This is a genomic window from Luteibacter sp. OK325 (genome assembly GCF_003050935.1).
GTDB lineage: Bacteria > Pseudomonadota > Gammaproteobacteria > Xanthomonadales > Rhodanobacteraceae > Luteibacter.
Map to the genome: position 1 here is coordinate 222,547 of NZ_QAOX01000004.1, position 20,744 is coordinate 243,290.

The 20,744-nt window shown below is 66.2% G+C and carries 18 protein-coding genes; 12 read left to right on the forward strand and 6 right to left on the reverse strand.

The window, feature by feature from the left end:
* Window positions 1-94: 94 nt before the first annotated feature.
* The 3 genes from recJ to abc-f are packed head-to-tail and all read right to left on the reverse strand — an operon-like array spanning window position 95 to window position 4,688.
* Entirely contained in the window at window positions 95-1,807 is a 1,713-nt protein-coding gene (gene recJ / locus C8J98_RS10985) for a single-stranded-DNA-specific exonuclease RecJ (protein WP_107913240.1), read from the reverse strand.
* Window positions 1,804-2,796 (reverse strand): phosphoglycerate mutase, encoded by a 993-nt coding sequence (locus C8J98_RS10990; protein WP_107913241.1) that lies wholly within the window; start codon window positions 2,794-2,796, stop codon window positions 1,804-1,806. The genes recJ and C8J98_RS10990 overlap by 4 nt, the downstream gene beginning before the upstream one ends.
* A 2-nt stretch (window positions 2,797-2,798) precedes the next feature.
* Window positions 2,799-4,688, reverse strand: a complete 1,890-nt coding sequence (gene abc-f / locus C8J98_RS10995) for a ribosomal protection-like ABC-F family protein (RefSeq protein ID WP_107913242.1) — start codon at window positions 4,686-4,688, stop codon at window positions 2,799-2,801.
* A gap of 174 nt (window positions 4,689-4,862) precedes the next feature.
* Between abc-f and C8J98_RS11000 the strand changes: the two genes are divergently transcribed.
* The 6 genes from C8J98_RS11000 (at window position 4,863) to C8J98_RS11025 (ending at window position 9,632) form a co-directional block, all read left to right on the forward strand.
* Window positions 4,863-5,201 (forward strand): hypothetical protein, encoded by a 339-nt coding sequence (locus C8J98_RS11000; RefSeq protein WP_063572662.1) that lies wholly within the window; start codon window positions 4,863-4,865, stop codon window positions 5,199-5,201.
* 434 nt (window positions 5,202-5,635) lie between these two features.
* Window positions 5,636-6,673, forward strand: a complete 1,038-nt coding sequence (locus C8J98_RS11005; protein ID WP_107913243.1) for an agmatine deiminase family protein — start codon at window positions 5,636-5,638, stop codon at window positions 6,671-6,673.
* A gap of 18 nt (window positions 6,674-6,691) precedes the next feature.
* Entirely contained in the window at window positions 6,692-7,582 is an 891-nt protein-coding gene (locus C8J98_RS11010) for a carbon-nitrogen hydrolase (RefSeq protein WP_107913244.1), read from the forward strand.
* A gap of 24 nt (window positions 7,583-7,606) precedes the next feature.
* Window positions 7,607-8,842: a TraB/GumN family protein gene (locus tag C8J98_RS11015; protein WP_107913245.1), complete on the forward strand. Its 1,236-nt coding sequence runs from the start codon at window positions 7,607-7,609 to the stop codon at window positions 8,840-8,842.
* Window positions 8,843-8,940: 98 nt separating this feature from the next.
* Window positions 8,941-9,261 carry a cytochrome c gene (locus tag C8J98_RS11020; protein ID WP_107913246.1) on the forward strand — a complete coding sequence of 107 codons (321 nt, stop codon included), beginning with the start codon at window positions 8,941-8,943 and terminating at the stop codon, window positions 9,259-9,261.
* A 17-nt stretch (window positions 9,262-9,278) separates the two neighbouring features.
* Window positions 9,279-9,632 (forward strand): cytochrome c, encoded by a 354-nt coding sequence (locus tag C8J98_RS11025; RefSeq protein WP_107913434.1) that lies wholly within the window; start codon window positions 9,279-9,281, stop codon window positions 9,630-9,632.
* Window positions 9,633-10,450: 818 nt separating this feature from the next.
* Here C8J98_RS11025 and C8J98_RS11030 read toward each other — a convergent pair.
* Window positions 10,451-11,044 carry an NfuA family Fe-S biogenesis protein gene (locus C8J98_RS11030; RefSeq protein WP_107913435.1) on the reverse strand — a complete coding sequence of 198 codons (594 nt, stop codon included), beginning with the start codon at window positions 11,042-11,044 and terminating at the stop codon, window positions 10,451-10,453.
* 139 nt (window positions 11,045-11,183) lie between these two features.
* On the opposite strand from C8J98_RS11030, the gene C8J98_RS11035 reads away from it, so the two are divergent.
* Window positions 11,184-11,525 (forward strand): 4a-hydroxytetrahydrobiopterin dehydratase, encoded by a 342-nt coding sequence (locus C8J98_RS11035; protein ID WP_107913247.1) that lies wholly within the window; start codon window positions 11,184-11,186, stop codon window positions 11,523-11,525.
* A 34-nt stretch (window positions 11,526-11,559) separates the two neighbouring features.
* Window positions 11,560-12,954 carry a CPBP family glutamic-type intramembrane protease gene (locus C8J98_RS11040; protein WP_107913248.1) on the forward strand — a complete coding sequence of 465 codons (1,395 nt, stop codon included), beginning with the start codon at window positions 11,560-11,562 and terminating at the stop codon, window positions 12,952-12,954.
* A gap of 15 nt (window positions 12,955-12,969) precedes the next feature.
* On the opposite strand, the gene C8J98_RS11045 is transcribed toward C8J98_RS11040, so the two are convergent.
* On the reverse strand, window positions 12,970-13,917 hold the full coding sequence (locus C8J98_RS11045) for an RluA family pseudouridine synthase (RefSeq protein WP_107913249.1): 948 nt from the start codon (window positions 13,915-13,917) through the stop codon (window positions 12,970-12,972).
* A 350-nt stretch (window positions 13,918-14,267) separates the two neighbouring features.
* On the opposite strand from C8J98_RS11045, the gene rne reads away from it, so the two are divergent.
* On the forward strand, window positions 14,268-17,717 hold the full coding sequence (gene rne / locus C8J98_RS11050) for a ribonuclease E (protein WP_107913250.1): 3,450 nt from the start codon (window positions 14,268-14,270) through the stop codon (window positions 17,715-17,717).
* Window positions 17,718-17,817: 100 nt separating this feature from the next.
* Here the strand turns inward: rne and C8J98_RS11055 are convergent, their stop codons facing one another.
* A complete protein-coding gene (locus tag C8J98_RS11055) occupies window positions 17,818-18,471 on the reverse strand; it encodes a response regulator (protein WP_046969125.1) in 654 nt (217 codons plus the stop codon).
* Window positions 18,472-18,697: 226 nt separating this feature from the next.
* Between C8J98_RS11055 and C8J98_RS11060 the strand changes: the two genes are divergently transcribed.
* From C8J98_RS11060 to C8J98_RS11065, 3 genes are all read left to right on the forward strand, one after another.
* A complete protein-coding gene (locus C8J98_RS11060) occupies window positions 18,698-19,003 on the forward strand; it encodes a hypothetical protein (protein ID WP_146171626.1) in 306 nt (101 codons plus the stop codon).
* A gap of 92 nt (window positions 19,004-19,095) precedes the next feature.
* Window positions 19,096-19,245 carry a hypothetical protein gene (locus C8J98_RS22035; RefSeq protein ID WP_158272677.1) on the forward strand — a complete coding sequence of 50 codons (150 nt, stop codon included), beginning with the start codon at window positions 19,096-19,098 and terminating at the stop codon, window positions 19,243-19,245.
* A 77-nt stretch (window positions 19,246-19,322) separates the two neighbouring features.
* Window positions 19,323-20,687 (forward strand): cation:proton antiporter, encoded by a 1,365-nt coding sequence (locus tag C8J98_RS11065; protein ID WP_107913252.1) that lies wholly within the window; start codon window positions 19,323-19,325, stop codon window positions 20,685-20,687.
* Window positions 20,688-20,744 lie beyond the last annotated feature (57 nt).

The following is a 20,744-nucleotide window of genomic DNA, read 5'->3' on the forward strand; positions in this document are numbered from 1 at the left end:
CTGAGACTGAAGGTGAGCCCAGCCTAGGAGCATTGTTCAGCGCGTTCTACGCGGCTGCGGCAAAGCGGTTACTCCGCGCGTCGAACCGTTGGACTCAGCCCGCCGGTTCCATATGCGTCAGCAACAACCGCAAACTCTCCCTGCCCTGCCAGTCATTGACCGATAACTCATATGCCACGCGCATGCGATCCGGCGGCGGCGTGCCGTCGTAGCAATTGAACATCACGGCGTCGAGCGGCGCACCACCCTGCGTGTGGCGCAGCTGCAAGCGCAGATGGCGGCTGCCCATCGGTTTCCACGAGGCGCATTCGAAGCGCGCTTCGAAGATCGGTGGCGGGAAGCCCTGGCCCCACGGACCGGTATAGCGGATCTGCCTGGCCAGATCGAGGGTGTGGTCGCGGTAGTCGAGTTCGCCATCGGTGTGGACGAGCGCCTGGAGGCGCTCATCGTCGAGATGCGTGCGCGCGGTCGCGTCAAATGCAGCTGCAAAGCGATCGAAGTTGCTGGCATGCATACTCAGACCGGCAGCCATGGCGTGGCCACCGAAGCGCAGGATCAGTCCGGGATGCTTCGCGTCGATTTCCGCCAGCGCGTCGCGAATGTGGAAGCCGGGAATCGAACGCGCCGATCCACGCAGCTCGTCGCTATCGTCACCGGCCGGTGCGAATGCCATCACCGGGCGATGCAGCTTTTCCTTGAGCTTGGAGGCAATAAGGCCAACGATGCCGGGATGCCAGCCTTCGTCGAATAGTGCGACCCCCACCGAGTCGATGTGCGCTGCACGCGCCACCATGACTTCGGCTTCTTCGACCATGCCCGCCTGCATCTCGCGGCGTTCCTGGTTGATCGTCGACAGCTGCTCGGCGTAACGACGGGCCATGCCCACGTCATCGGTGAGCAGGCAGGCGACGCCTAGCGACATGTCTTCGAGACGGCCGGCCGCGTTGAGTCGAGGACCGATAGCGAAGGCGAGATCGGTCGCGCCAACGGTCGCCAACGAGCGGCCGCTCGCTTCGATCAGGGCGGTAATGCCGGCACAGGCTTTGCCGGCGCGCATGCGCTTCAGTCCTGCTTCGACCAGCACCCGGTTGTTGAAATCGAGCGGTACCAGATCGGCAACGGTACCGAGCGCGACCAGATCGAGCAACGCGCTCAGGTCCGGCTCGCCACCGGCGAAGTGACCGGCCTCGCGCATCGCGGCGCGCAGCGCCAGCAACAGATAGAACATCACGCCGACGCCGGCGAGTGCCTTGCTCGGGAAGCCGTCACCGGCAAGGTTCGGGTTAACCATCGCATGAGCGTCGGGTAAGGTATCGCCCGGCAGATGATGATCGGTAATCAGTACGGCGATATCGCGTGCGCGTGCCGCGGCGACACCAGCGACGCTCGCCACGCCGTTATCGACGGTGACGATGAGATCGGGCGACGGGTCAAGCGAAGCAACCAGTGCTTCGCTCAGGCCATAGCCGTGGACGAAACGATTGGGCACCACGTGGCGAACATGCCGCGCGCCCAGCAGGCGCAGGCCACGCTCGGCCACCGCCGTGCCGGTGGCGCCGTCGCAGTCGTAATCGCCTGCGATGACGATGTGCTTGTCACTCGCGATGGTTTCCATCAGCAAGGCAACGGCCGCGTCCATGCCACCCAGTAATGTCGGCGAGAGCATCCTCGCGAGGCGATGCTCGGCTCCGTCAGGCGTGGATACGCCACGCGCGGCGTAGATGCGCTGGATAACCGGATGTACATGCGGCGGCCAGCCGCTCGGTGCGGCGGCGGCCAGACGCTGACGCCAGACGCGCCCGGTCATGCCTTGCGCCAGAAGCGCAGGCGGTGGCTCTTGCGTACGACCATGCGCTGGCCGTCGGCGAAGGCGAGGCGAATGTCGGTGCCGGCTTCGAGGCGGGTTTCGATGGCGGGCCACCAGACCTGTTCGAACTCGGCGGGTTGGATGTCCTGGAGGTCGAGCAGGCTGTAAGCCACCTCTGTGGGAGCCGCTTTAGCGGCGATAGCAACCTTGCCACGAACCCCATTCGCCGCTGAAGCGGCTCCCACAGAAGCAGTCCCAGCAGAAGAGTCCACAAAAGCGGAGCGAGGTTGGACATCGACGTTCGCGCGATGGCCTAGCGCCCAGGCGAGCAAATCGTCACTGTAGATACGGCCGAGGCCGCACTCGACCCAGTCGGGCAAGGCACCGGCACCCCACAGCCACACGCTATTGACCGGCGGCAGGCCACGCGCTACACGCGCGGCATTGACCGGATGGTTATGCAGCACCACCTGCGCCTCGTTGATCAGCGCGCGCCAGCGCCGGCCTTCCTCGCCCTTGGGAAGCTGCTCGAACAGGTCGGCGCCCAGGGCCTCCTCCGGCTCGGGGAACGAGGGAACGTCGACATACTTGGGCAGGCGCAACTGCCAGTGCTGTGAATCGCCGACGAGCAGCTTCATGCCTTCGGCTTCAAAGGTCTCGGCGAGCGCAGTGACCAGCGCCATCGACTCTTCGGGACGCAGGCCAAGATTGCCGCAGGCGAGCAGGCGCGCGCCATTGAGTTCCGGCTGCACCCAGGCGGGATCCGCAGAGAGCCACAACGCGTCGCCGGCATCACCGGCCACCGACTGACGGATGAGCGCGGCGGCCGGGAGCGGGCCACTCGGCCAGTGGAACTGTTCTGCCGTGGCAACGAGGTAACCGGGCAGCGCCGCAGGCAACGTGGTGGCGCGCGCGAGCCACGCCGCGAAGGCGGGTACGTAGCGAAGCTTGTCGCGACTCGGCAGCAGGACGTTGACGGCGGCGCTCATGCTCAGACCTCGATCTGTTCCAGGATCCCGAGCCATTCCAGCTCGAGTGCTTCTTTCTCGCCACGCAACTCGGCCTGACGCTGGCCGAGCTTCATCAGGTCCGACGTGCTGCCACCGTAGACCGTCGGATCGGCGAGCTTGCCTTCAATGTCGGTGAGTTCCTGGTCCATCGTCGCGATCAGCGTCTCGATTTTTTTCACGCGGGCACGCAGCGGCTTCTCTTTCTCGCGCTCGTCGGCGCTGAGCTTGCGCTTTTCCTTGGCGGCTTCCTGCACCGGCGCGTTCTGCGGTGCCGACGCGACGGCAGCGGTCTTGCGCGTGGTGCCACGCGTGCGCAGCCACTTGGCGTAGTCGTCGAGGTCGCCGTCGAAGGCTTCCGCCTTGCCGTCGGCCACGCGCCAGAACTCGTCGCAAACCATGCCCAGAAGGTGACGATCATGCGAGACCAGTACCAGTGCGCCATCGAATTCAGCCAGCGCATCGGCCAGCGCTTCACGCATGTCGAGGTCGAGATGGTTGGTCGGTTCGTCGAGCAGCAACAGGTTCGGTTTATCCCAGGCGATCAGCGCCAGTGCAAGACGCGCGCGTTCGCCACCGGAAAACTTGTCGACCGGTTCGAACACGCGATCGGCCGGGAAATTCCACGTACCCAGGTAGTCGCGCAGCACCTGCGCGCCGGCGTTCGGCGCTTTCTCCTGCAGATGGTCGAACGCGCTCCAGCCTTCGTGCAGGCTTTCGACCGTGTGCTGGGCGAAGTAGCCGATCTTCATGTCCTTGTGGAAGGTGCGCTCACCGACCATCGGCTCGAGCTCGCCGACCAGGGACTTCACCATCGTCGACTTACCGGCGCCGTTCGGACCGAGCAGGCCGATGCGGTCGCCCGCCTCCAGGCCGAAGGCGATATCGTGAAGCACGACGTGATCGCCGTAGCCTGCATCGATGTGATCGAGCTGCAGCATGGAGGTCGGCAACCGGTCGGGCGTGGGGAACGTGAAGCTGAAGGAACGCTCCGCGCGCACGGCTTCGGTACCGGCCATCTTTTCCAGACGCTTCATGCGCGACTGCGCCTGCTTGGCTTTCGAAGCCTTGGCCTTGAAGCGGTCGATAAAGGACTGCAGATGCGCGCGCTCGGCCTGTTCGCGCACGTGCGCGATCTGCTGCTGGCGCAGGTGTTCGGCACGCTGGCGTTCGAAGGCGGTGTAGTCGCCGGTGTAGAGCTTGGCCTTGCCTTCGTGCAGGTGCAGCGTGTGCGAGATCACGCCGTCGAGGAATTCGCGATCGTGCGAGATGATCAGCAGCGTGCCCGGATAACGGCGCAGCCACTCTTCGAGCCAGAGCACGGCATCGAGATCCAGATGGTTAGTCGGCTCATCGAGCAGAAGCAGGTCCGAGGGCGCCATCAGCGCACGCGCCAGGTTCAGGCGTACACGCCAGCCACCCGAGAACGAGGCGACGGGCTGCTCGTGGGTCTCCGGGCTGAACCCGAGGCCGTGCATGAGGCGTCCGGCACGCGCACGGGCGTCGTAGCCGTTGACCTCTTCGATGCGCATGTTCGCCCGGGCCACGGCTTCGTAGTCTTCCGCGTCGTAGGCATCGGCTTCCATCTTCAGCGCGGCAGCCACTTCCACGTCGCCGCCGAGCACGTACTCGATCGCCGGGTCGGGCAAGGCCGGCGTTTCCTGGGCCACGGAAGCCAGGCGGATCTTCGAGGGCATGTCCAGGTCGCCGACCTCCGGCTCGAGCTCGCCCTTCAGGGCGGCGAACAGGGTCGACTTGCCACAGCCGTTACGGCCGATGACGCCAAGGGCCCACCCGCTCTGGATGGTGAGGTCCATCTGCGAGAGCAGCGTGCGGCTGCCCCGGCGCAGGGCGAGGTTGCGAAAAGAGATCATTTATAGGGTTACTGCAATGAGCGACTGCCCATGATAGCTGGCCCGCCCTCCGACGGGGCCGAAACGCGACGCAGCACACAGCCGCGACGCCCGGCACACGCCGCCCATGGCGCCCGATGGGGCGGCATGTTAAAACGGCGTCTTGCGCCGCATGGGGAGCGCGACGGAGCCATCATGAATACCTTCAAGCCTGTTTTCACTGCGATCGCCCTGGCGATCGTGTCCGCCTCCGTGGCGCCTTCGGTTCATGCCGACAGCCTGCTGATGCAGCGTGTCCAGCAGGAAAAGGGCATGAGCCTGCCCAAGAAGGGCATGAGCATGGCCGAGGTGGAACGCCAGTTCGGCGCGCCCACCTCCAAGCTCGACGCCCGCGGCGGCGGCAGCGCCAAGCAGCCGGTCATCAACCGCTGGATGTATCCGGGCTACATCGTCTATTTCGAGAAGAGCCACGTGGTTCACACCGTGCTGAACACGCCGGCAGGGAACAATACGAACCCGCAAGCGCCGAAATAAGGTTCTTTGCGACGTACGGAGGCGGGCTCGCCTTCGGCGTCGCGTTTGCGCTCGCTTTGCGTCGCAAGAGCCGGCGGGTATCACCCTCGGGGCCACGCTGCGGCGTCCCGCTGGGGAGGGCCGCAAGAGCGGCCGTTTATCTATTGCCCTTCGGGCCGGGCCGGCGACCCACCGGAGGTTTTCGACGCGACAGGAGTCGCGTCGAAAACCCCCAGCCGAAGCCCGGCCCGGCCCGAAGGGCAATAAGCAAATGGCCGCTCTTGCGGCCCTCCCCAGCGGGACGCCGCAGTCGTGGCCCCGAGGGTGGCACCCGCCGGCTCTCGCGACGCAGAGCGAGCCCAACGCAATGCCAAAGGCGAGCCAGCGCCACTAAAGCAGGTGTAACCCGGAAGCCCTACAATAGCCGGCTTCCCCATCTGCCTCCCCCGCCCGCCATGACCGACCGCACTTCTTACCGACTTCCCGCCGAATGGGAGCCGCAGGCCGGCGTGCTGATCGCCTGGCCACATGCGGACACCGACTGGGCCGATCGCCTGGCCGAGGTCGAGACGACCTATGTGGCGCTGGCGACCGCGGTGACCCGATTCGAACCGCTGCACATCATCGTGGCCGACGCCGCGCTGCGCGAGCGCGCCCGCCTGGCAATTACCGCAGCCGGTGCGGACCTCTCGCGGGTGCACTTCATCGAACTGCCCTACGACGACACCTGGCTGCGTGACTCGGGCCCGATCACGCTCACTGGCCCGGACGGCGTGCTGCTCAACGATTACCGTTTCACCGGCTGGGGCGGCAAGTTCGGCGCCGAGCAGGACGACGCGCTGATCTCCGGTCTGCTCGAACGCGGCGTGCTCTCGGGCCTGCCGCACAAGCGCATCGACTGGGCACTGGAAGGCGGCGGCATCGAGAGCGACGGCCGCGGCACCATCCTGACCACCTGGAAGTGCCTCAACCAGCGCCATCCGGAGCTGTCCCGCGAGACGATGACCGAGACGCTCGCCACCACCCTGCACGCCGAACGCGTGCTGTGGCTGGACCACGGTTACCTTGAAGGCGACGACACCGACGCCCATATCGACACGCTGGCGCGCTTCTCCGAGGACGGCGGCATCGTGTACCAGGCTTGCGACGACCAAAGCGATCCGCACTTCGCCGAACTGGGCCAGATGGGCTCGGAACTCGCCGCGCTGCGTTCGCCGGAAGGCAAGCCCTACCCGCTGCATCCGCTGCCCTGGGCGCAGCCGATCCTCGACGAAGGTCGTCGCCTGGCGGCGTCCTACGCGAACTACCTGATCGTCAATGGCGCGGTACTCGTGCCCGCGTATGGCGACAGCAAGGACGCGGAAGCAGCGCGGATCATCGGCCTGGCCCACCCGGGTCGCGAAGTCGTCCAGGTGCCGTGCCGCCCGTTGATCTGGCAGAACGGCAGCCTGCATTGCATCACCATGCAGCTGCCCGCCGCGATTGCCCAGTAACCCTGAGGAAGACAACCGATGACCCGCAAGACCCTCAAGGTCGCCCTGCTCCAGGAAACCGACCGCGGCAGCCGCGACGCCAACCTGGATGCCATCGAAGCTGGCCTGCGCGAAGCCGCGAAGGCTGGCGTCGAACTGGTGCTGCTGCAGGAACTGCACAACGGCCCGTACTTCTGCCAGCGCGAGAGCGTGGACGTCTTCGACCTCGCCGAGACCATTCCCGGCCCGGGCACCGAGCGCATCGGCAAGCTGGCCGAAGAGCTCAAGCTGGTCGTCATCGCCTCGATTTTCGAGAAGCGCGCCACTGGGCTTTATCACAACACCGCCGTGGTCTTCGATCGCTCGCGCGCGATCGCCGGCAAGTACCGCAAGATGCATATCCCCGACGACCCGGCCTTCTACGAGAAGTTCTACTTCACGCCGGGCGACCTCGGTTTCGACCCGATCCAGACCTCGGTTGGCAAGCTCGGCGTGCTGGTGTGCTGGGACCAGTGGTATCCGGAAGCCGCGCGCCTGATGGCGCTTGCCGGCGCCGATATCCTGTTCTATCCCACCGCCATTGGCTGGGACCCGAACGACGACGACGCCGAGAAAGCCCGTCAGCGCGACGCCTGGATCACCGTTCAACGCGGCCACGCCGTCGCCAACGGCCTGCCCCTGCTCTCGTGCAACCGCACGGGTTACGAGGCGGATCCGTCCAATGTCGGCAGTGGCATCCAGTTCTGGGGTTCGAGCTTCGTGGCCGGGCCGCAGGGCGAGTTCATCGCACAAGCCGGCACCGATGGCCGCGAGTTGCTCATCTGCGACGTCGACATGGAACGCAGCGAGCACGTTCGCCGAATCTGGCCGTTCCTGCGCGACCGCCGCATCGACGCCTACGGCGACCTGACCAAGCGCTACCGCGACTGACCCCCTCTCAAGGACTCCGAGCGCATGATCCCTGCCGAGCACGACGCACCGCTTCCCGCGGCCCTGGAAGGCCAGCCCATCGAGCGCATGAGGCGCGACGGCGTTGACTACGTCATCCTCGGCACGGCTCACGTTTCCCGCGCGAGCGTGCACGCGGTCGAAGCCCTGCTCGAGACCGAGCACTTCGATGCGGTGGCCGTCGAGCTCTGCGCCAGCCGTGCGCAGGGCATCCGCGACCCGGAAGCCTTCAAACAGCTCGACCTGTTCCAGGTCATCCGCCAGGGCAAGGCCGGCATGGTCGCGGCGAGCCTCGTACTCGGCTCGTTCCAGAAACGTCTTGCTGCGCAGTACGGTACCGAGCCCGGCGCTGAGATGAAGGCCGCGATGGATGGTGCCGATGCGCGCAACATCCCGGTGTGGCTGGTCGATCGCGAAGTAGGCACGACGCTCAAGCGCGCCTGGCGCAGCGTCGGCTTCTTCCAGCGCTTCGGCCTGATGGCCGGCATGCTTGGCAGCGTGTTCGAGCGCGAAGAGATCGCCGAAGCCGATATCGAGAAACTGAAGGAATCCGACCTTCTCGAAAGCGCCTTCAGTGAGTTCGCCACCAGTTCGGCGCCTCTCTACAACGCCCTGATCGCCGAGCGCGATACGTTCATGGCCGCCCGCCTGCGTGAGAACGGCATGCGCATGGACACCGAGGCGCCGACGCGCAAGGTGCTCGTCGTTATTGGTGCAGGTCACCTGAAGGGCATGAGCGAGCAGCTGGCGCACCAGCACGGCGACGCGCAGGCCCTCGCGGATGACCTCGCGATCACGCCACCCGCCTCGAAGTGGCCGAAGATCATCGCCGTGGGCCTGGTCCTGGCGATTTTCGTCGCCATCGGCTTCGCCTTCTACCGCAGCCCCAGCCTGGGCGCCGATGCGGTGAAGAACTGGATCCTGCTCACCGGCGGCCTGTCGGCGCTCGGTGCCCTCATCGCCGGCGGCCATCCGCTGTCGATCATTGCGGCCTTCATCGCAGGCCCGCTCAAGCCGTTCCGACCCGGCATCCCCTCCGGCGCCATCAGCGCCATGGCCGAGGCCTGGATCCGCAAGCCGCGTGTGCTCGACTTCGAGCGACTGCGCGACGACATCACCCACTGGACGGGCTGGTGGAAGAACCGCGTGGCGCGGACCCTGCTCAATTTTTTCCTGGTCAGCATGGGCACCATCGCCGGTGAATACATCGCTGGCTTCCACATCATTCGAAGCCTGCTCTGAGGCGCCAGCCTCCCCCTGAGTTGTCCGCTGTCGCGACAGCCCTCTATACTTCGACGGCTTTTCAACCCCGGCCCCGCCCGGCACCCAGGGAACTTTTAATGAAGCGTCTGCAACTGGTTGGTCTGATCGCTGTAGCACTGTGCGCCGCATCCGCTGCGCACGCCGAAGGGGACAAGGCCAAGGGACGGACGCTGGTCTATACCTGCAACGGCTGCCACGGCGTGCCGGGCTATGCCAACGCTTATCCCGAATATCACGTGCCGCACATCGCCGGCCAGAACGAGCAGTACATCGTCAACGCCCTCAAGGCTTACAAGAGCGGCGAGCGCACCCACCCGACGATGGGTATCCAGGCGCAGAGCATGTCCGATGAGGAAATCGCGGACATTGCCGCCTACCTCTCCAGTCTCGCCAAGTAAGCCGCCGAGGACGAATGATGATCCGTGGGTTTTCCCTGCTAGCCCTGGGCGCGCTGCTCGCGCTGACCGCCACCCAGACCTTCGCCGCCGGTGATCCCGTGCGCGGCAAGACCAAGATCGCCACCTGCGTGGCCTGCCACGGCCAGGACGGCAATGCGGTGGACCCGCAGTACCCGCGCCTGGCTGGCCAGTACGCCGACTACCTCGGCATGGCCCTGCATGAGTACAAGGATGGCCGCCGCGGCAATCTCGTGATGAAGGGCTTCGCTGCCACGCTCTCCGACCAGGACATCGACGATGTCTCGGCCTATTTCGCCACGATGCCGACCAAGCTCGATGGACTGGAGCATCACGTGCAGGGCAGCGATTAACCAAAGGTGGGAGCCGCTTCAGCGGCGAAACCCAACGGAGCGGTTTAGCCGAAGCCCCACATTAAAGAAGCCCGCTTGCGCGGGCTTTTTTTGGTTCATCGCGGAATTCCGGGGACGCCGAAGGCGGCGGACGTCGCGGCGCAGAGCCTTCGGTGCCCACCCTCGCTGCTCAGACAGTCCTCCGCGTTTCGTAGCGGAAAGGCCGCTGCGCGGCCCGTGTTCTTATTGGCCTACGGCCGCTCCACTTGTGCGGAACTCGCCTCGAGGGTGGACACCGAAGGCTCTCCCGAGCCCTGAGGTTCATGTGGGTCGAGCCAAAGCGCGCGGCAGCATCGTCGGCCGGCATGCCAGCACGGGCGCGAGGAGGGTGTTGGGCAACCGGGTGCTAGCAACCGCGTCCGCATCGCCCCGGGGCTCCGGGAGCGGCCGGGACCGACGACGGCACCACGCTACGGATCTCCTTCCAATCAACCGTATCGTCGTGAGAGGCCTTGGTGTCCACCCTCGAGGCGAGTTCCGCACAAGTGGAGCGGCCGTAGGCCAGATAGATACATGGGCCGCGAAGCGGCCTTCCGCACCGAACGCGGAGGACTGTCTGAGCAGCGAGGGTGGGCGCCAAGGTCTCCCCCGCGAGACGCCCAAGTGTAGAGAGCGATGGCGAAGCCGAGCCATGCGCGAGGTGCGAGGTGCGAGGTGCGAGGTGCGACGAACCGTTTTCTTGTGGGGCGGATGCTATGTGCGGGAACCGGGTTATCGGCAATCGGGGGCCTGCCGCGATCTGCCATCGCCGCTGAAGCGGCTCCCACATTCCTAAATGTTTAGCCGGCGGACTTGGCGAAATACGGCTGCTCGCCGGTTTCGTGATCGGTGACGTCGCGCACTTCGGTGATTTCCGGGATGCGCTCGCGCAGGGTTTTCTCCACGCCGTTCTTCAGCGTCACATCCACCATGCCGCAGCCATGGCAGCCACCGCCGAAACGCAGCACCACGATATTGCCGGCGGCGACTTCCACCAGCGAAATGCGCCCGCCGTGCGAAGCGATCTGCGGCGCGATCTCCGACTCGAGCACGAACTGCACACGTTCGATGAGCCCGGCGCCTTCACCGGGCGCCTCGCCCTTGATCCGCGGAGCGCGGATATTGAGCTGGCTGCCGGTCTCGGTGGTCTCGTAATCGATGCTGGCGGGATCCAGCCAGCGCGCGCTCTCGCCGTCGACATAGAGGTTGAAGCCCGTGCATTCCACGGTCCATTCGTCGCCGGCGAGCTCCGCGGTGGAGCAGAATTCCAGCTCGCATTGAGCCGACGGTGTGCCGGCATGGACCACGCGCACGCGAATGCCGAGGTCGTCGTCGCCCTGCTGCGAGAGCAGGCGTTGGAAATGCGCCTGGGCGCGCTCCGAAATGTCGATCATGGAAGGCTCCGAACTGAGGTCCGGCGTGGGGAGCACCGGATATAGCACCATTCTAGTACTGTTTCCAAATGAGCGCCGCCTTTTGACAATTCAACCGCGACCGCCGACGCTTCGCGCATTCTCCGGACGGACGCCCCGCATGACCCTTTCCCCCCTCGCCAGCCAGCACTGCACGCCGCGCAAGGGCGCCGAACATGCGCTCGACCGTGCCGCCGTCGACGGCCACCTGGCAACCCTCCCCGGCTGGAAGGTCACGACCGACGGCAAGGCCATCGTCAAGGATTTCCGTTTCCCGGACTTCCACCACACGCTCGGCTTCATCAATGCCGTGGGCTTCATGGCCAACCAGGAGGACCACCATCCGGACCTCGAGGCCGGCTACGGCCATTGCCAGGTGCTCTGGTCGACCCACGACGTCGGCGGCCTGTCGCTGAACGACATGATCTGCGCCGCTCGCGTCGAGGCCCTCCTCGATCGCTGAGGGTCGCACGGTGTCGCCCCGCCGGACCGCCGTCATGGCGGTGTTGCTCGCGCTCGCCTCGCTGCTCGCCCTGCCCTGGCTCGCCGCGAACATCGTTCGTGGGGCGATCGAGCGTGACAGCGCGAAGGACCGCGCCGCCTATGCCGCAGGATCGTCACCATGGCACTGGCATCTCCGCGACAGCGGTGATGTCGTGGCCGGACGCGCCTTCGGCGGAGGCCAACTGGACGCGCTATCGAACGGCCTTCAGGTGCGGGCGACGGACGGCACGCCCTTCGAGATCGGCCTGCCGTTGCGCCGTCAGGCTGACCTGCGCGCGCTGACCACCTTGCGCCTTGACGCTGGCGCCTCGGCTCGCGGCCACTACGGACTCGACGTGCGCCAGACGCTGCAAGCGCCCGTGGTGCATGCGGACCTGGGCGATCTGGCGCCGGATAGCCTGTCGCGGGCCGTGCGACTGGATCGCATGAAGTGGCTCGACGCCGCGGGCCACGTGGTCAACGCGCCCGTCCGGGCAGCCATGCTGCGACTCACCGCCACGCTTCCCGCTGGCCAGACGTTGACCCTGCGAGAGGCCTCGCTGGTGCCGCCTCCGGCATGGCTACCGCCAACCCCCCTCGTGTTACCGGGCGGACTGACCGCCGAGGGCCTCCTCGACTGGCGCGACGCCCGACTGATCACCTCGCCGACTGAGACCTTCGGCCATGCCCAGGCGCAGCCGCCACCTCCCGCGTGGCAGCCATGGGCGACACCACTTCTTTATCTCCTGCTACTGCTGATCGTGCCGGCGACACGCGCGGCCATGAAGCCCACTACGGAGACCGCGGCGCCGTCCGCGCGGGCGGGTGCGGTCGACGCCCTACTCGTCATCGTCGGGCCGCTCTGGTTCATTGCGGGTCTTGGGCTGTCACCACGGCCGGGCGCCCCGGGCATCGCCATGTTCCTGCTCGGGTTGGCCTACGCGCTCGTACTGGCGATCCGGCGACGGCTTCCGCGCTGGCACTGGCTAGGCGCCTGGCGCAACGCGGGCTGGCCGCTGCTTGCGCTGCCGGTGACCATCGCCATTGTCGCGGTAGCCGGCCACGCGCCCGTGTGGCCAACGGCTGGGCGGGCCCTTCTCTATATAGGCTGGGCCTTCGTCCAGCAGTGGCTGATCCTGGCCGTGGTCGCCGCGCTGGTCGCGCGGGTCCTCCCGCGGCCCATGGCCGTGCTGATCGCCGCCGTGGCTTTCGCCCTGCTGCACACGCCGAACGGCCTGTTGATGCAGCTGTGTTTCGTCGCCGAGCTGGGCTGGGCCTGGTGGTACCTGCATCGCCGCGCCCTCTTCCCGGTGGCGCTGGCCCATGCGCTCAGCGCCCTGCTCCTGCAGGCCTGCCTGACCGGTGGAATCCTGCGCTCACTGGAAGTGAGCGCCCGGTTCCTCGGCTGAACCGGCCGAAGCGGCTCAGCCAGCCAGTTTGTCGAGGAACGCCTTCAATTCGTCGGGCAACGGCGAGGAAAAGTCGTAGTTCTTGCCATCAAGATCGAAACTCATCCGCGCCGCATGCAGGAACATCCGCTTCAGGCCCATGGCCCGGAAACGCTTGTTCGCCGCCTCGTCGCCATATTTCGGGTCGCCGGCCAGCGGGTGTCCGGCGTACTGGGCGTGCACACGGATCTGGTGGGTACGGCCGGTACCCAGGGTGGCCTGCATCAGCCGGGCGTTCGGGTACTGCTCCAGTTCCTTGAAGTAGGTGAGCGAAGGCTTGCCGGCGTCGTCGACGCGGACCAGCCGCTCGCCACCATGCATGACCGACTTGAGCAGCGGCGCATTGACGTCGAATTTGGCTTTACGCGGCGTCCCGGTCATCAGGCAGAGGTACTGCTTGGTTACCGTGTTTTCCCGGATCAGCGCCTGCAGGCCGGTCAGCCCCGACCGGGACTTCGCCAGCACGAGCACGCCACTGGTATCGCGGTCGAGGCGATGGACCAGTTCCAGGTGGTCGTTGGGCCGCGCGGCACGCAGCAGCTCGATGGCGCCATGGCTGACACCGCTGCCGCCATGCGCGGCAATGCCGACCGGCTTGTCGATCACCAGGAAGTGCTTGTCTTCGAAGATAACGGCATCGGCCACCGACCGGACCATGCCGGAGGGGGCCTCGTTTTCTTCGCGCTCGGCCACGCGGACCGGCGGAATCCGCAACATATCGCCCAAGGCGAGGCGCGTATCCGGCTTGGCCCGCTTGCCGTTGATCCGGACCTGACCCGTTCTCAGGATGCGGTAGACCAGGCTGCGCGGTACGCCCTTGAGCATGGTCATCAGGGCGTTGTCCACGCGCTGGCCATCCCGCTCGGGGCCGATTTCGACGATGCGCACACCTTGGCCGCCGTCGAGGGAAGTTACCGTCTGCATTGATAAAACTCGAATTTGATAGGATACTCGGCGAGCGCCAGGCTCCGCTGAAGACTTATCTCTCGCGGGGTGCCTGTACCGTCACGTAAGGCGAGTGTCATGCCATTCCGTCCGAGGGGTCGGAAGGTGAGCACACCCCACATCGTAGCGGTTCGGGTTGCGGTTGTCCGGCTAATCCGTAAGGACGCGGACCGGTTGCAAGGCGCTTATCACGAATCACGCCGGGTCCAGGTATCGGTCCCGGATCCCATGCCGCTTGAAGCCTCACCGCTGCGGCGCGATCCCCGGCAGGCCGCCCCAAAGGGCGCCACCGCGGCCCGCGGCCGCGCGGCAAGGTCGAGGAACTTACAATGAAGCGTATGTTGATCAACGCGACTCAGCGCGAAGAGTTGCGCGTGGCCATCGTCGATGGCCAGAATCTTTACGATCTCGATATCGAAATCCCGTCCCGGGAACAGAAAAAAGCCAACATCTACAAGGGACGCATCACCCGCGTCGAGCCGTCCCTCGAAGCCTGCTTCGTCGACTACGGCGCCGAGCGCCACGGCTTCCTTCCGCTGAAGGAAGTAGCCCGCGAGTACTTCAACCCCAACGCGGAAGGCAAGTCCAACATCCGCGAGCTGTTGAAGGAAGGCCAGGAAATCATCGTCCAGGTCGAGAAGGAAGAGCGCGGCAACAAGGGTGCCGCTCTCACCACCTTCATCAGCCTCGCCGGCCGTTACATGGTGCTGATGCCGAACAACCCCCGTGCCGGCGGCGTGTCCCGTCGCATCGAGGGTGAAGACCGCCAGGCCCTGAAGGAAGCGATGGAGCACCTCTCGGTGCCCGACGACATGGGCCTGATCGTGCGCACCGCCGGTATGGGCCGCGACGCCGAAGAGCTCCAGTGGGACCTCGACTACCTCCTGCAGCTGTGGAAGTCGGTCTCCGGCGCGGCGAACTCGCAGAAAGCCCCGTTCCTGATCTATCAGGAATCCAAGCTCTTCATCCGCGCCCTGCGCGATTACCTGCGTAACGACATCGGCGAGATCCTGATCGACGAGGAGCAGCTGTTCAGCGACGCCCGCGACTTCGTCCAGCAGGTGATGCCGAACAACCTGCGCAAGCTCAAGCTCTACCAGGATCCCACCCCGCTCTTCTCGCGGTACCAGATCGAAACCCAGATCGAGAGCATCTTCGAGCGCAACGTCCGCCTTCCCTCCGGCGGTTCGATCGTGATCGACCAGACCGAAGCCCTCACCGCCATCGACATCAACTCGTCGAAGGCGACCAAGGGCAGCGACATCGAAGAGACGGCGTTCAACACCAATCTCGAAGCCGCCAGCGAAATTGCCCGCCAGCTGCGCATCCGCGATGCCGGTGGCCTGATCGTCATCGACTTTATCGACATGGACAGCCCGCGCCACCAGCGCGAGGTGGAAGAGCGCCTCAAGGATGCCCTCAAGGCGGACCGCGCCCGCGTCCAGATCGGTCGTATCTCGCGTTTCGGCCTGCTCGAAATGTCGCGTCAGCGCCTACGTCCGAGCCTGGGTGAAGCCACCCAGATCGTCTGCCCGCGTTGCGAAGGTCATGGCCACATCCGCAGCGTCGAATCGCTGGCCCTGTCCACCCTGCGTCTCATCGAAGAGCACGCGATGAAGGAAAACACCGGGCAGGTCCTGGTCCAGGCGCCGCCCGCGGTCGCCAACTTCATGCTCAACGAGAAGCGCGCCAGCGTCGTCGAGATCGAACTGCGCCATAACGTGCACGTGGTCGTCGTCGCCGACGACAAGCTCGAGACCCCGCACCTTGAGATCACCCGCATCCGCGAAGCGGACATGGGCGAGCACAGCAAGCCGAGCTACGAGCGCACCACCCCGGTGGTCGCCGTCGCCCTGCCGAAGATGGGCCAGGCCCTGGGCAGCGGTGAGCAGCCGTTGGTGACCGGCGTAGTGCCGTCCACCCCGGCCCCCATCCGTGACGACGAAGACGAAACCTCTGCTGCGCCCGTCGCTGCCGCCAAGGCACGCCCGGTGGCGGCTGCCCCGGCCGCCAAGGGTGGCTTCTTCTCGCGTCTGTTCGGTGGCCTGTTCGGCTCCTCCGAACCGGCAGCACCGGCCGCCGAACCGGCACCGGCCCGTCGCGACGAATCGCGCCAGGGCAGCAGTGGTCGTAACGAGCGCAATCCGCGCCGTGACGACCGTCGTGGCAACGAAGGCCGCAACAAGAACAACGAACAGCGCCAGCGTGGCGAGCGCAGCGAACGCGGCGAGCGCAAGGACAACGCGCTGCAACAGCCGAAGGGCCAGCAGCAGGCCAAGGGCGGCAACAAGCAGGCTCGTAATGAGCCGCGCCAGGGCGAAGAGAAGCCGCCGCGTCAGCCGAAGGAACAGCAGCAGGGTGGCCGCCAGGGCGGTCGCCAGGAGCAGCAGGTTCAGGGCGAAGGCCGTCGCCAGCCGCGCGGCGAGCGTCAGCCGCAGGGTGAGAAGGTAGAGAAGATTGAAAAGGCCACGACGCTGGTCGCCGGGGCTGCCCAGGCTGTCGCGCCGGGTGCCGTGCGCGTGCCGGCCGAGAAGCCCAATGCGCCGCTGAACGACGACGAAGGCATTTCGCCGGTCGTCACCGACGAGGCCCTGACCCAGGTCGAAGGATCGCTCGCCGCCGACGGCAGCGCGCCCTCCACCGAGTCCAAGGACACCGAAGGTGGCCAGCGCCGTCGTCGTGGCCGTCGCGGCGGTCGCCGTCGTCGTCGCCAGGAAGACGGTACGCAGGCCGGTTCGATCGAGGGCGACAACGTCGACGACCTCGATGACGAAGATGGCGAGAACGACGACGCCGTCGACGCCGCACCGGCTCGCACCACGCGCGACAGCGCCAGCGTGCCGCCAATGCTGGATACGGCCGCCGCCGCCGAGAACGCGTTTGCGGTGGAAGCACCGCGCAATGAAGCCACCCGTCCGGGTCCCGGTACGGTCACGGCGACGGTTTCGGCGACGGATGAAGAGTCGGTGCCTTCGGCGCTCACCCTGACGTCGCTGCCCAAGCTCCCGCCGATCCCGGGCACGTCCACCCCGGCTACGCCGCACGCGCATCCTGTCGACCCGGCAACGCCGGCCGACTCGGCGCAGGCACGTACCACCGAGCGTCGCCAGACCGAATCGGGCGCCCCGCTGACGACCACTGCAGTCTCGGCCGAAGCTTCGGCTCCTGCCCCGACCCCGGCTCCGGTTGCTCCGACGACCCCGGCAGCGGAAGAGGCCTCCATCGAGCTCTCGACCTCGGCCAGGCAGTCGTCCGTGCTGGACACGCCCGCTCGCGGCATGCTGCCGGAAACGGCGAACGAAGCTCCGGCTCCGATCGTCGAAGCACCGGTCGTCGAAGCGCCGGTCGAGGCAGTCGCTCCGACCCCGGTCGAAGCGCCGAAGTCCGTCGTTGAAACGCCGGCCCCGGCTCCCGCGCCGGTCGTCGCCACACCGACGCCTGTCGCGACGGAAACCAAGGCTCCGGAAGTACACAACGAGCAGGCGCCTGTTGCCTCTCCGGCACCGGCACCGGCACCGGCGCCCACGCCGGCTCCGGTCGCGGCACCGGCGCCCGTTGCAGCACCGACGCCGGCTCCGACCATCGCCTCGACCCCGGTCGAGTCGACGCCGGCTGCCGCAGCACCGGTGACGCCGCACGCTCCGGACGCACCGGACGTATCGCCGGTGTCCCATGCACCGTCGAACGATTCGTCCTGGACGCCGCCGGCACAAGGCGATCTCCTGACGCGTCCGCGCCAGGAACCGCCGCACGGTGAAACACCGCGCGACGAGCACTAAGCAAAAACGCAGGGAGGCTTCGGCCTCCCTGCTTCGTTTCAGGTACCAAAAAAACGCCGGGCAGTGCCCGGCGTTTTCGTGTCAACGACTGCGAACTATCTCAACTGCCGACCTGATGATTGTGCGTGTCGAGCAGGCCATGCACCGTCATCAGGTGGGCGAGACCCACCACATGATCGACGTGCAGCTTTTCCATCAGGCGCTGCTTGTACGTGGACACCGTCTTGGGGCTCAGGTTGAGACGCTCACCGATCGACGTGAGCGGCATGCCGCGAACCAACATCATCGAGACTTCCATCTCGCGGGTGGATAGCGTGTCGAACGGCGACTCCGAGCCGTCCAGTGTGGCGAGGGCAAGTTGCTGCGCCACGGACGGCGCGAGATAACGCCGACCTGAAGCTACCTGACGTACGGCGCTGAGCAGTTCGTCCGACGAGCAGCCCTTGGTGAGATATCCGAGCGCGCCAGCGTCGAGCAGTCGCTTGGGGAAGCGTGCGTCGTCGACGATGGTGAGAATGACGATGTTGGTGCGCAGCTTGGCGCGCACCACGCGCTCGGTAAGCTCCACACCACTCATGCCCGGCATGTGTACATCCACGAGTGCGATGTCCGGTGCGAGTGTACGGATGAGCCGCAGGCCCTCTTCCGCCGTACCCGCTTCACCCCTGACCCGGAAATCTGCTTGCTGCTGCAGGATCATCCGGAAACCGGTCCTGACCAGCTCGTGGTCGTCGACCAATACAACGTTAATCATTAAGTGCCCTCCCTGGGCCGACTGTGCTTCATTGCGCGCCGATCAATCGCGCGCGGCCTGCGGATGCATACAATGCCAGATGTGCAGGCGAGACAACCAGCGTGTGCATATCATCGACCTCGGCCACGACGGCCTGTAGCGGTAGACGCCGTGCCGCGTGAGGTGACATGACCTGATGTTCGTGTCATCTTCGCCCACGCCTGTTTGTAGGCGTACACCTAAGGACATGCTTTTTCTCATGGAAGACCAAACCTACCTCCTCGGTAAACTTGCCGCGCTTGAATCGGCGCTGGAGGCGGCAATCGCCACGCATCCCGATCCGGCAGCGCTGATCGCCGCCCTGGCCGAAGCCATGTGTCGGTATACACCGGCATGCCGCCCGCAAGATGAGAGCTCATTCGCAGAAGGATGGATGGCGATCGTGACACCCCTGTTGACCGACCAGGCGTGTCGCGCAACTTCGTCCGTATTCGCCAGTTTCACCACACCCGGCGATGCGCTGGGCGGCAGCCGGAAACGCAAGGCGCACTAGGCGCCGACCACACTGCCGTCACGTCTCGGGCACGACATCGTCAACGGCATCGAATCATGGTGGACCCTCCCCTATCCGAAGGAGCGCACCTCGTGGCCAATGAGAAAAATCGCCCACCACAGCATCCGGGCCAGAACGATCCGCCGAGCGACCCGCGTAACCCGACCCGCCAGCCGGAGACCGACGCCTCCGGCGATCCGCTGGACGACACCGGCGAAGATAATCACCAGACGAAGAAGTAAGCGACCCGGGCGGGCCTCGGCGCGTCAGCCGTCAGGCCGGCGCGTCGAGGGCCATCTCGAGGAGCTTGCATCGGCCCATGGGTTACTTCGCCTGGATTATTTTCATCGGCGCGCTGCTGGTCGTCACCTCGATGGCCGCGGGCGTCATTCGGCGTGGCCCGATCACATCCTTCGCCGTCTATCTCGCGGCGGGCGTGGCCGTAGGTCCCGCGCTGCTGGGACTTGCCCGGGTGTCCTTCGATCACGACAACGCCGGCTGGCTACGCGCGGTGACCGAGACCGGTCTGGTGGTCTCGCTCTTCATCACCGGACTGAAGCTGCGTGTGCCCTTCCGGCACGGCGGCTGGCTGACCGCCGCACGTCTTGCCGTGCCAGGCATGCTGCTTACCATCGCGGGTATCACCGTGTTCGTCCATCTGGCGCTCGGTTGGGCGTGGCCCCTGGCGTTGGCGCTCGCCGCGATCCTCTCGCCCACCGATCCCGTGCTGGCCAGCCTGGTTTCCGTGGACGATGCCCGTGACGACGACGCGCTCCGCGTGGCGCTGTCCGGAGAGGCCGGTCTCAACGACGGCACGGCCCTACCCTTTCTCCTCCTGGCCCTGGGCCTGCTGACGGCGAGCGAGGTGGGCGCCGACCTCTGGTTGCGTTGGCTAGGCGTGGACCTTGCCTGGAACTGGCTGGCCGGCATCGGCCTGGGCTTCGCTATCGGCTGGCTGGTTGGCTATGCGGGGACGCACATGCGCCACGTGACACAGGATGTCGCACCCAGCGACTTCCTCGCCCTGGGCATCATGGCGCTGGCCTATGGCGGCGCCGAACTGCTGCACGCTTCCGGCTTCCTTGCCGCCTTCGGCGCCGGCGTGGGTCTGCGTCGGGTCGAACTGCGCGTCGCTGCGCAGCACTCGGTGGAGAACGACGACGACACCCCGACCGATGGCTCGACGGCGCCGGCGGAATTGCTCGTGCGACCGAACGAGCGCAGCACCGCCGGCAACGATCACCCGGTGCAAACCGTAGGCTGGGTGGTCTCCGATGCCCTCTCGTTCGGCGACACCATCGAGCGGCTGATCGGCGCCTTGCTGGTCTTCGTCGTCGGCCTGGCGGTACTGCCTGCTGTCAGCTGGGACGGCGCTCTGGTGGCACTTGTTCTTTTCATGGGTATCCGTCCGGTATCGGTATGGTTATCGACCGTCCGGGACCGGTTGCCATGGCAGCGTCGCCTGCTGCTCGGCTGGTTCGGCATCCGCGGGCTCGGCAGCCTCAACTACCTGGCCTACGCTCTCACCCATGGGCTGGCAGGACGGGAGGGTGACGATCTCGCCACTATCGTGGTGACCGTCGTGGCCCTGAGCATCTTCGTCCATGGCGTGAGCACCACCCCGCTGATGACCTGGCGGGGGGAACTCCTCGAGCGGCGAGAGCGAGATTCCGGCATTAGGTAGAACTACGGTGGCGAGGGACCGCCGTTTCACGCGTACTCATCGGCGCGGACGTCACAG